General features: G+C 71.7%; 7 protein-coding genes and 1 pseudogene. 2 read left to right on the top strand and 6 right to left on the bottom strand.

Features of this window, described 5'->3' with window-relative positions:
- The 6 genes and pseudogenes from PSH25_RS32780 to PSH25_RS32755 all read right to left on the bottom strand — a co-directional run.
- Positions 1–219 (bottom strand): annotated as a pseudogene (locus PSH25_RS32780) (hypothetical protein); the annotation flags it as partial.
- Entirely contained in the window at positions 216–563 is a 348-nt protein-coding gene (locus PSH25_RS32775) for a PadR family transcriptional regulator (protein ID WP_091399577.1), read from the bottom strand. The pseudogene PSH25_RS32780 and the gene PSH25_RS32775, both read right to left, overlap by 4 nt.
- 105 nt (positions 564–668) lie before the next feature.
- The gene (locus PSH25_RS32770) at positions 669–4604 is read right to left on the bottom strand and encodes a ThuA domain-containing protein (RefSeq protein ID WP_238662743.1); all 3936 of its coding nucleotides are present in this window, start codon (positions 4602–4604) and stop codon (positions 669–671) included.
- A 219-nt stretch (positions 4605–4823) separates the two neighbouring features.
- Positions 4824–6284, bottom strand: coding sequence for a P-loop NTPase family protein (locus tag PSH25_RS32765; protein ID WP_238662742.1), 1461 nt, complete (start codon positions 6282–6284; stop codon positions 4824–4826).
- A complete protein-coding gene (locus tag PSH25_RS32760) occupies positions 6281–8137 on the bottom strand; it encodes a dynamin family protein (protein ID WP_238662744.1) in 1857 nt (618 codons plus the stop codon). Before PSH25_RS32760 ends, PSH25_RS32765 begins: the two co-directional genes overlap by 4 nt.
- Positions 8138–8252: 115 nt before the next feature.
- Positions 8253–9137 (bottom strand): IniB N-terminal domain-containing protein, encoded by an 885-nt coding sequence (locus PSH25_RS32755; RefSeq protein ID WP_238662741.1) that lies wholly within the window; start codon positions 9135–9137, stop codon positions 8253–8255.
- 430 nt (positions 9138–9567) lie between these two features.
- On the opposite strand from PSH25_RS32755, the gene PSH25_RS32750 reads away from it, so the two are divergent.
- Positions 9568–10698: an Hsp70 family protein gene (locus PSH25_RS32750; protein ID WP_238662740.1), complete on the top strand. Its 1131-nt coding sequence runs from the start codon at positions 9568–9570 to the stop codon at positions 10696–10698.
- Positions 10699–10703: 5 nt separating this feature from the next.
- Positions 10704–11672: hypothetical protein (locus tag PSH25_RS32745; RefSeq protein ID WP_238662739.1), on the top strand; the 969-nt coding region annotated here is incomplete at its 3' end.

The raw sequence follows: 11672 nt of genomic DNA, 5'->3' as shown, positions 1-11672 counted from the left end.
CCAGCTCGGCTCGGTGAACCCCCGTGCGCCCACCCGCAGCCGCGCCCGCAAACCGGCGCCGGCCAGATTCCGCACCTCGGCGGCGCCGGGTCGCCGCTGCCCCGGCCGCGCACCGGCGAGGAGCACGGCCAGCATCTCGTCCTCGTACACCCGACGGTGTTCCCACGGATAGACGGCCAGCAGCCGCCGGTAGCGGCGCTCCAGATCGTCGATGCTCACGCCGCACCTCCGTCGGTCAGTAGGCCGCTGCGGCGCAGCCGCACGCGAGCGGCGTCCGCGTTGTGGCGTAGGCGGGACGCCTCCTCGGTGAGCCGCCGCGCGCCCAGGGCGGTGAGGCGGTAATAGCGGCGCAGTCGCGACTGCACCACCTCTTCGCGCTCGACCTCTATGAGACCGTCCGCGCGGAGCCGGTCGAGGACGGCGTAGAGGGTGCCGGCGCGCAGGCGCACCCGGCCGTCGGAGATGCGCAGCACGTCCTCGATGACGGCATACCCATGCATGGGCGCCTCCGCCAGCGCGGTGAGCACCAGGAACGTCGGTTCCCGCAGTGGAGCCTCAGCCATGCCGGGAAGCATATACCGACAGCCGGTATATACAAGGACGGTGAGGGTGTAGCGACGGACGTGGCCGGCACGGATTACCGTGCCGGCCACGTCATCGGTGGTGGTTCAGCTCCCGTACGCCTCCAACTCCCAGAGCGAATGGCCGTACCCGGTGCCCCGGGCCGTGCCGTAGATCCGCAGGTAGCGGCCGATGGCGCCGAGCGCGGTGTGCTCGTCCACACCGCCGTCGGCCCCGGTCACCGTCTTCACGGTGGTCCAGGTGGTGCCGTCATTCGAGGTCTGGATCTGGTACGCGCTGCTGTACGCCGCCTCCCAGCTCAGCTTGACCCGGCCGATCGCGGTGGCGCTGCCGAGGTCCACCCGAATCCACTGCGGGTCGGAGAACGTGCTCGACCAGCGGGTGGTGAGGCTGCCGTCGACCGCCTGGGCGCCGGAGACGTCGGCTCCCTCGTTGCTGGACGTCGACGTGGGTTTGTTCAGCAGCAGGTTGCCGCCGGTCGGGCTTCCGGTGCCGCCGTACACCTCGACCTCGAACAGCGAGTAGCCCCAGGCGGTCCCCTGGGCGGTGCCGAGCAGCCGGATGTACCGGCCGGACCCGCTGAGCCCGGTCAGGTCGTCCACCCCGCCGTCAGCACCGGTCACCGTACGGATCGTGGTGAAGTTGACCCCGTCCGGCGAGGTCTGGATCTGGTATCCGCTGCCGTACGCCGCCTCCCAGGTCAGCTTGACCCGGTTGATGGCGTACGAGGCGCCGAGGTCCACGTCGATCCACTGTGGGTCACCGAAGGCGCTGCCCCACCGGGTGCCGGCCACGCCGTCGAACGCGTTGGCCGCGACGAACGCGCCCTCGAAGCTGGACGCGCGCGCCGGCTTGCCCCGGGCCAGGTTGGCACCCGGCTCGGGATCCGGGTCCGGATCCGGCCCGGGACCGCCCGGGCTGGTGGAGAGGGTGAACTCGTCGATGTCGAAGTACGGGCCGGTGCCCTTGAACACCAGGAACAGCGTCCGGGTGCCGGTCGGGGCGGTGACCCCACCGGTGACCGTGGCGAAATTGGCGTACCCGCCGGTGGACACCACGGTGGCCGAACCGACAAGCGGCCCGGTGGGCGAGTCGACCCGCAACTCCAGCGTGCCGCCACCGCCGGCCGGTGCGCCGACCCGGGCGCTGAACGACTGGACGCCGGTCAGGTTGTAGGGGCGGAACGAGATCCAGTCGTTGTTGTCGACGTAGCCGACCGCCGCGCCGCCGTGCCCCGCCGCCCCGGCGACGACCTGGACGCCGGACGAGTCACCGAAGTGCTCGGCCTGGCGTACCCGGGGTTGCAGGACGGCCTGGGTGTGCGTGGTCAGCGCCGGCTGACCGCCCCCACCCAGGTCGGTGTACTCGGCGTCGATGATGCCGAAGATGTTGGCCGCCGTGTCGTGCTCGCCGTCGGCCGAGGTCTGGATGACGCCGGAGCAGCCCTGCACGCTGCCGAGCTGGTGCCCGTGCGAGTCGTGGCCGAGGACGTAGTTCACCTTGACCCGGGCGCAGTTGATTGCACCGTCCTGGGCGTCGGTGACGGTGACGGAGAACGGCACCGCATCCCCGAAATTGAAGGTCTGCCCGTTCAACGGGGTGTTCACGGTGACCACCGGGGCACTGTTGCCGACCGTGACGACCACGCTCGCGGTGGCTGTCTTGCCTGTGGTGTCCCGCACCGTCAGCGTCGGGCTGCGGGTCCCGTTGGTGGTGTAGGTGAAGCTCGGGTTCGCCGCGGTCGAGTCGGTGGTGCCGTTGTTGTCGAAGTCCCAGGCGTAGGTGAACGGGTCGCCGTCCGGGTCCAGAGTGCCGGCCGAGGAGAAGGCCACGGTCAGCGGCGCGGTGCCACTGGTCGGGGTGGCGGACACCTTGGCGACGGGTGCTCTGCCCTCGCGGGCGTACTCGATGCGGTAGAGCGCCGAGTTGGCGTCGCCGTTGAACCAACCGGTGCCGTAGTCGAGCACGTAGAGCGCGCCGTCCGGGCCGAACTCCATGTCCATCACCTGGGTGCCGGTCCACGGGAACGGGTTGATCTTCAGCGGTTGGCCGGACGCGTCGAGCTTGATGTTCTTGATCCAGCGGCGACCGAACTCACCGGCGAAGTAGGTGCCGTCGTAGTACTGGGGGAACGCCACGGGCGAGGTGTTGTTCGGGTCGTACCGGTAGACCGGCCCGCCCATCGGGGACAGGCCACCGCCGGTGAACTCCGGCGGCGAGCCGGAGCCGCCGTACGGCAACCAGGCCGGGACGGCCGGCGGCAGCTGGGTGATGCCGGTGTTGTTGGGCGAGTTGTTGACCGGCCCACCGGCGCAGTTGAACTTCGCCCCGGACGGTCCGGACGGGAAGGTGTAGTCGTTGTAGGCGTCGTTGCGGGCGGTGCAGTACGGCCAGCCGTAGAAGCCGGGCCGGTCGATCCGGGCGAACTCGACGTTGCCCGCCGGCCCCCGGTTCGGGTCGGCGGTGCCCGCGTCGGGGCCGTAGTCACCGAGGTAGACGATGCCGGTGGCCTTGTCCACGCTCATCCGGAACGGGTTGCGGAAGCCCATCGCGTAGACCTCCGGGCGGGTCCGCGCGGTGCCCGGGGCGAACATGTTGCCGGCCGGGATGGTGTAGCCGCCGGCCGCGCTCGGCTTGATCCGGAGGACCTTGCCGCGCAGGTCGTTGCTGTTCGCCGAGGTGCGCTGCGCGTCGAACGCGGGGTTGCGCCCGGCCCGCTCGTCGATCGGGGTGAAGCCGGCCGAGTCGAACGGGTTGGTGTCGTCACCTGTGGACAGGTAGAGGTTGCCGGCCGCGTCGAAGTCCATGTCACCGCCGACGTGGCAGCACATGCCCCGACTGGTCGGCACGTTGAGGATCAGCGTCTCGCTGGCCAGGTTGATGGTGTTGTCCGCGTTCACGGTGAACCGGGCCAGTCGGTTGACGCCGTCCCAGACGGCGAAGTCGGCCGGGGTGCCGGTGGCCGGCGCACCACCGCCGGGGGTGCTCAGTGGTGGGGCGAAGTACGCGTACACCCAGCGGTTGGTGGCGAAGTTCGGGTCGGCCTTGATGCCCTGCAGACCCTCCTCGTCGCCGGTGTAGACCGGCAGGGTGGCGGCGATCTTGGTGTTGCCGGCGGCGTCGGTGTGCCGGATCACGCCGTTGCGGGAGGTGTGCAGCACGCCCCGGTCCGGTAGGACGGTGAGGCTCATCGGCTCGCCGGTCTCGGCCGCGCCCTTGGCCAGCTCCACCTGCTGGAAGCTGCTGGTGACGGTGGGACCACAGTCGGCGTCGACCGCGCCGGCGGCCGTCTGGATGCCGCCGAGCAGGTGCTGCCGGAAGTTCGCCTCGCTGTACGACGCGTCGGTGTGCCCGAGACCGGTGTACCAGGCTCGACCGCCGGAGTAGTTCTGGCACCAGGAGATCGGGTGGTCGGCGCCCATGCTCCCGCCCGTGTAGGTGCTCTCGTCCAGGGTGGCCAGCACGTGCGCGTTGCCCCGGGGGTTGGTGCGGTAGTTGTACAACTCGTCGAACCGGCTCCACCGCTGCGGCAGCGTCGCGGTCGACGGGTGCACCTGGTCGGCGACCTTCACGGTGACGTTCTGCTCGGCCGGGTGCGAGGCGAAGTACGCCCCGACGAGTCCCCCGTACCAGGGCCAGTCGTACTCGGTGTCGGAGGCCGAGTGCACGCCCACGTACCCGCCGCCGCCCTGGATGTAGCGCTCGAACGCGGCCTGCTGGGCGGCGTTGAGCACGTCGCCGGTGGTGGAGAGCCAGATCACCGCGGCGAACCGGTCCAGGTTGGCGTCGGTGAACTGGGCGGCGTCCTCGGTGGCCTCGACGGTGAAGCCGTTGGCCGCACCGAGTTGCTGGATCGCGGCGATGCCCGGGGTGATGGATCCGTGCCGGAATCCGGCGGTCTTGCTGAAGACCAGCACGGTGAACGGTGCGGCGCTGGCCGTGGGTGGCGCGGCGACGATGCCTCCCGCCACGAGGATCGCGCTCAGCGCGAGGCCGAGCCACGATCTCAGGGATCTGCGCACAGTGGGGTCCTTTCGCGGTGCGAGGGACGGCGTGCGCCGATCACGCCTGGCGGTGGTGGGACGAGATATGTGAATGCATCGTTGCGTCCGGATCACGGGCGCGTCAAGCACTCTCCCACCGTCCGTGAGAGCGTTATCTCCGCAGGTCAGGCGCGACCGTACGGAGTGAGATCGAATAACGGTTTTCCGGCCGCGATCGAGAGCGACGATCGACGATGGTCAGCGGCCGCCCGCGACCAGTTCGGCGATCATCCCCTCGCAACTGCGGACGACGACCTGCGCGCCGCGCCGCTGGGCCAGCGGCAGCAGGGGATCCTCCGCCCGGTCCCGCCACCGCCACTGCGCCTCGGCGGCGACCTCCCAGAGCTGCCGCACGTCGGCCTCATGCTCGACACCGAGCCGAGCCGCGAGGCCCACCCCGTCGCCGCCGACCAGCCGCTGCGCCTCGGCGGCCAGCTCCGCGTCGAACCCCAGCCGGGTGTTCCGCAACGCCACCAGCAGGCGCAGCTCCCGGAACTCGTGCGCACCGGCGAGGATCTGCTCCACCGCGCCGACCAGCTCGGCCGACCCCCGGGTGGGCTCGGCCCGCAGCAGCGCCTCCACCGCGGCCAGCGCCGACCGGGCCTTCAGCGCGTCGCGGCGATCGATGAAACAGCGCGTCACCGACTCGCGCAGCTCGGTGAGACCGCTACGCCGAATCAGTTCGGCGGAGAGCTTCACCCGACTGTCGAACCCGCTGCGCACCAGCGTGGCCGCCAGCCGGACACCGAAGACCCCGAACCGATCCAGCAGCGCGGCGCGCACCTCGGTATCCAGCCGCACGGGCAGCTCGCCGCGGAGGAAACGGTCGGCGGAGATGAGGTGGACGTCCAGCTCCGCCCGGGGCACCTGGGCCAGGGTCGCGAGCGCGGCGAAGTCCGACTCGCCGAGCATCCGGCCCGCCAGGCCGATCATTCCACTGCACGCCACGACGTTGACGCTGAGCGCGTTCACCCTCGGGTCGCGGTAGTGCCGGCGCGCGAGCTGGCGCGCCGTGAGCAGACCGTCGATCCGACCGCCACCGGTCTCGTCGGCGCGGGACAGCACCATGATCACGTTGACCGCGGCGGACTGCCCGACGGCACTGTCCCGTGCCGACTCCAGCACCCGCAGGTCGCTGTCCCGACCGTCGCGGGTCAGGTACAGCACCGCGTCCGAATCCCGCAGCACCCGCTCCAACACCGGCACCCGGCCCTGCTCGGCTCCTCCGGTGACCGCCGGGGTGTCGATCAGCGTGATCTGCCGCAGTGCCCGCGTCGGCCACCGCACCACGATGTCCCGCACGTCCCCCGCACCCCAACCCAGATCCACCCGCAGCCCGGTCGCCGACTTCACCACGGCCAACTCCTGCGGTGGCTGCCCGACCGGGTAGGCGGTGGCGCGCGGCTCGGCCCCGTCCTCGTACCAGGTGAAGGCGCCGTCCGCCCGCTCGACCGGCGCGACCTCCTCACCCATCAACGCGTTGAGCACCGTCGACTTGCCCGATCGCCACGGGCCGACGATGGCGATCCGCAGCGGCTGCTCCAACCGGGCCACCTGATGCCGAAGCTCTGCGACGGCCCGGGGATTGTCCTGGTACAGCTCGATGGCCTGGTGCAGCAACCCCCACGCCGCCTCGTCCAGACGCACCCCCACCGTCATGCCTGCGGCTCCAGCAGCAACGGGGCGGACCGGGCGCCGGTCAACTGCTGAGCCTGCTCGTACACCGCGGCCAACCGGGTCATCTTCAACCGGATCTCGCGCTGCCGCTGCTCGCGCAGGGAGGCATCGGTGTCGGCCTCCTGCTTCGCGCTGCGGAACGACTGCACGATGGCCTCCTGGAGTTCCTCGGTCAACCCCGTGAAGTGGTCGCGCAGCATCCGCTGCACCTGCCGGGCGGCGTCGCGGCAGTCTCGGATGATCCGGACGAAGAAGTCGTCGACATGCCGCTGGATGGCCGTCTTGACGGTCGCCTGCCGGCGACGGAGCAACTGCTTGCTCTCGTCGCGGATGCTCTTGCCGCCGAAGAGCGCCCCGATGCCCACCGACACTGGATTGATCATCGGCATGCCGGCCAGAGTGGTCGCCAGACCGAACATCAGCATGCCGCCGTACGAGCCCTTCATACCGGTGAACAGCTTCTGGCCGGTGGTGAACCGGTCGATCGTCGGCCGTTGCAGCTCGGGCAGGCGCTCGCCGATGTCGTCCGGCATCGTCATCGACCAGGGCGGCAGCACGTCGTAGCCGTACCGGTCGAAGTTGGCGGCCACCCTCCGGGCGATCCAGTCACAGCGCTGGATCAACCACTCGTGGTTCGCCTCCGCCGCCTCCACCAGGCTCCTCTCCAGCCAGTCCTGGAAGGTGTCCCAGGCGACCAACGGATCGGCGGTGTCGAACGCCTCGTCCACCGCGCGCAGGATCTGTCGGGTCCGGTCGCGCAGGTCGTACTCGAGGTCGGCGAGCAGGTCGGTGATCTCGTCGGTAAGCGTGTTCTGCCACCGCGTGGAGCACCGGCGCAGCTCGTCGACCTCACGCTGCGCCGCGTGCAGCCGGGAGATCGGCCCGGACTGCTCCTCGGCCTGCTGGGTCGCCAACTCGGCGCGCAGCGGCGCGGCCAACTGCTCCACCACCGTCCGGGCCACCGTCTGCACCGCCGCACGGGCCAGGTGGTCGCCCTTGCCGGCCAGGTCGCGTTGCAGGCGGGCGATCAGCGCGGGGAAACCGGACTCGGCGTTGAGGCCACGGTCGTCGGCCGCGGCGGCGCGCAGTCGCAACGCCGCCGAGACCGGGATCAGCGTCGCCGGGACGCCCGCCTCGGCCAGGTGCTGCCGGTTGCGCTCGGCGACCGTACGCCAGTCCGCCACCAGATCGGTCTTGCTCTGCACCACGATCACGTTCGGATGCGATCGCATGATGTGCAGCAGCATGTTCAGCTCGGCGACCGACAACTCCCGAGTGGAGTCGGTGACCAACAGCACGGTGTCCGCGCGGGCGGGCGCCGCGACGGAGGCGGCGGCGCCAATACCGGCGACCTCGTCGGTGCCGGGAGTGTCCACCAGCACCAACCCGGCACCGAGCAGGGCGCGGGGCACTCCGATCTCGACGTACGCCGGACCGCCGCCCGGCCGACGCCCGACCAGGCCGGCCACCCCCGCCGCGACCTGGTTGAGCGCCACCGGGGTCCGCTCGACGGTCACCGCGGCGGCGGTGCCGGTGGGGTGCCCCGGGGCTGGTGGCAGCGACTGCGCCACCGCCGCGGTGGGCGCCTCGGCGTGCTGCACCACGGTCGGCAGGACTGTCGTACGGCCGTCCCCGACCGGGCAGGCCGGAGCGTTGATGATCGCGTTGATCAGCTGACTCTTGCCCTGGTTCGGCTCACCGATGACCAGGACACGCAGCGTCGGGTCCAGCAGTTGCGCACGCTTCTGCCGCACCGTCTGGAGTAGGTCACCACGACCGTGTGCAGTGCATGTGCGGGCGATCTCGTCCAGCACGTCCAACCAGATCCCGGCCATCACCGCACCAAGTGTGCGGATTTCGGCTTAATTATCAAGAGGGACCGGATGTGGAACCGGGAAGGGCCGGATCGCCCGAGACGATCCGGCCCTCCGCTCCGACCGGAAATCCGGGTCAGAGCAGGCCGCCGGTGATACCCAGCAGCCCGTGATCGGACGAGGCGTGCGAGTCGCCGAGCACACCGTCGGTGACCCCACCGGTCACGTCACCGACCGTGTCGGTGACACCGGGGAGGAGGCTGTCCACCTGGTGCGTCACGCCGCCCACCGTCGACGGCACGTCGAGCGGCGGGACCACGCCGCCGACGACACCGTCGCCGTGCCCGAGGCCCAGCCCGCCGAGGGTGTCGTCGACACCGAGGGAGCTGACGACCCCGCCGAGCTGACCGTGGGTGCCGGAGAGAACACCACCGGTCAGGTCGCCGCCGATCAGATTCGAGTCAGTGCCGCCGAGCAGGCCGGTCGGGTCGCCGACGGTGTTGGTGACGTCCCCGAGCACCGGGTCCGCGATCGCGTCCACCGGCTGCACCACGTCGGCGTCGAGGGTGTGCGCCACGTCGGAGACACCGGCCAGGTCGGTGTCCAGGCCGGACGGGCCGATGCCCAGACCGATGCCCGGCAGCACGGTGACCCCGGCGGCGGCGGTCGACGGGTCGACCGCGATGGCGCCGAGCACGCCGGCCTTGACGTCCAGGCCAGTGGGCGAGCTGGTGACGCTGATCTGCTGCGCCACGCTCTGCAACTGACCCACCACATCGGTGGTGTCGGTGAGCAGCGGGTCCAGCCCGAGCTGCTCGACCGGCGAGGTCAACGGCGCGAGGCCCGCGCCCGGCGCGTAGTCGACGACAAGCGGCACGACGTCCTGCACGTCCGCAGCGGTGATGTCGGTGAGCCCGGCGCCCCGCAACGCACCCTCGGGGTCGAGGTCGAAGGCCGACCGCGCGTCCGGGTTCGTCAGTAGGTCGAGCACGAAGTCGTGGAGCGTCTGCTGCGAGTCCATGTGCCGGTTCTCCTCGGATGTGGCATTGGCGGGGTGTCGTACGTCGACAGTGACGACGCTATTGCCGGGGCCCGCCCCCGGGCATCGGGGCTGAGCCCGCATCCGGGCCGGTTGAACTAGGGGCTCCGCCACCTCGTACGTTAGGGGGACAGGGGGAAACCGTCCCGACGAGATTAGGGTCCCGACCAGGGACTGATCTCTGGTACGAACGTAGGAGCCCGCGGGGTTCGCCGGGGGTGGGTCGTCGGGCAGCCGACGCCATCGCCACCGACCGGCCGACTCACGGGGAGAGACAGAGACGATGCCGTACGTCCTGGGGATAGACATCGGAAGCAGCAACACGGCCGCCGCGGTCGCACGAAGACGCGGCGCGACCTGGACACGTCCCGAGGCCGTCCCGCTGAGCGCCGGCTCGCCTCTCATGCCGTCGGTGCTCTGCCTGGCTGAGGACGGTTCGCTGCACGTCGGCGAGCCCGCGACCGACGACGGCAGCCGCACCACCCGCGACTTCGTCCACCGGATCGGCGACGACGTGCCGGTGCTCCTCGGCGGCGAGCCCTGCGCGCCGCAGACACTGACCGCCGAGTTGGCGGCGTGGGTGGTGGAGCGGGTCCACGCCCTGGAGGGCGGGGCGGCCGAGGCGATCGTGCTCAGCCACCCGGCGGGGTGGCGCCCCTACCGACGGGAGGTGCTGCACCGGGCACTGTCGGACCTCGGCCTACGGCACGTGACGTTGCTGCCCCGCACGGTCACGGTCGCCGAGAGCCACGCCGCTCGCGGGTTCGCGGGCAGCACCGCCGTGGTCTACGCCCTGGGGGGCAACAGCTTCGAGGCGGCTCTGGTGCGCCGCACCCCGCGCGGCACGTACGAGACGTTCGGCACCCCGCAGGGCCTCGACTCGATCGGTGGCGCCGACTTCGACGAGGCGCTGGCCGAGCATGCTCGTACCGTGCTGGCCCGGGAGTTGGCCGCGACCGGACGTCGCGGGGCCCAGGCCGCGCTGCGCGGGCTGCGCGCGGAGTGTGACCGGGTCAAGCGGGTGCTGACCGTCGACCTGACGGCCGACGTGGTGCTGACCCTGCCGAGCGGCCCGGCCCGGGTGCCGGTGACCCGGGCGCAGTTCGAGGCCATGATCCGCCCGACGGTGCAGGCCACCGTCGACCTCCTGCTCCGGGCCGTGCGCAGTGCCGACCTGACTCCGGCGCAGCTCGACGGCGTTCTGCTGGCCGGCGGCTCCACCCGGGTCCCGCTCGTCACCGAGCTGATCAGCACGGCCCTTCCGGTGCCCGTCGAGGTGGAGCCGGACGCCCAGTTGACCGCCGCCACCGGGGCGGCGATGGCCGCCTGTCAGGTGGTGTCACCACGCCCTCGCCAACCGGCGCCAGCTCGCGCTGCGGCCCCGGTCAGCGGCGCCGGGCCGGCCGGCCTGCCGGCACCACGCCGCCCCCATCACACCGTTCCGGGTGATCCGCCACCGCGGCCCCCGGTCCGGGTCCTCCCACTGGAACTGCCGAAGCCGTCCCGCCTGGCGCTGGCCCGCAGCCGGGGACGCGAAGGATGACCCCAATGATCATGAATGACCTCGCCGCACCAGGGTTGACCCTGGACAAGGGGTTGCAGGCGCTGCTGGACACGGTCGCGCAGGATCCGACCGGCCCACTCGCCGTCGGCGTCGCCGGCCCGGCCGGTCACGGAAAGACCGCGCTCCTCGCCGAACTGGAGCGCATTCACCAGCGCGCCGGGGTCGCCGTACGCACGACCGCTCCGGAGCCGGGTGAGGCGGTCGACCCCGACACGGTGGTGCTGGTCGACGACGCGCACCTGCTCGACGACGCGCGGATCGAGGCGCTGCTGCGTCTGGTCGCCGGCCGTCGACACCGGTTGGTGGTCGCCCACCGCCCGTGGCCGCGGTCGGCGGCGTGCAGCGCGCTGATCGACGCGCTGCGACGCGACGGGCAGGCGGTGCTGCTCACGCCGTTCACCCGGGAACAGACCGCCGCGTACCTCGCCGGCACACCCGAGCTGGGCCGCCCCGCCGACCTGGTCGACTTCGTGCACACGCAGACCGCCGGCGTACCCCGGGATGTCGAACGGCTGGCCAGTGGCCTGGCCGGCGCGGAGACCCGGACCGGCGCGATGGTCGACCCACCCCGGTCGGTCATCCTCGAATTCGGCCCGGACCTGGAGGTCCAGGCCACCGCGGTACGACGACTGCTGCTCGCCGTCGCGGTCGGCGGGGCGCTGCCGGTGAGCATGCTCGGCGCTCTGCTGGGCCGGGACCCGGCCGGGGTGGACGAGTTGATCGCCACGACCCGGGCGGCCGGGCTGCTCGGCGCCGACGGCCGGCTCGCGCCGATCGTCCGGCGGGCCGTCGCGACGCTGAGCCCCACCACCGAGCGGACGGCGGTCTGGCGTCGGCTCACCGAACTGCAGCTCGCCCGGGGTGGCGCGGTGCTGCCGCTGGTCCGTTCCCTGCTCGCGGTCGGCGCGCTCGGCGACTGCCCGGCCGCGACCCTGGCCGCCGCGGCGGACGAG

Source organism: Micromonospora foliorum (genome assembly GCF_022229015.1).
GTDB lineage: Bacteria > Actinomycetota > Actinomycetes > Mycobacteriales > Micromonosporaceae > Micromonospora > Micromonospora foliorum.
The sequence above is the reverse complement of the archived record's forward strand: the minus strand, read 5'-3'. Positions and strand labels throughout refer to the sequence as shown.

Bases quoted from the DNA above. Each gene is read 5' to 3' on its own strand.
- PSH25_RS32755 (WP_238662741.1), bottom strand. From the start codon at position 9,137: ATGGACTCGCAGCAGACGCTCCACGACTTCGTGCTCGACCTACTGACG.
- PSH25_RS32760 (WP_238662744.1), bottom strand. From the start codon at position 8,137: ATGGCCGGGATCTGGTTGGACGTGCTGGACGAGATCGCCCGCACATGC.
- PSH25_RS32765 (WP_238662742.1), bottom strand. From the start codon at position 6,284: ATGACGGTGGGGGTGCGTCTGGACGAGGCGGCGTGGGGGTTGCTGCAC.
- PSH25_RS32775 (WP_091399577.1), bottom strand. From the start codon at position 563: ATGGCTGAGGCTCCACTGCGGGAACCGACGTTCCTGGTGCTCACCGCG.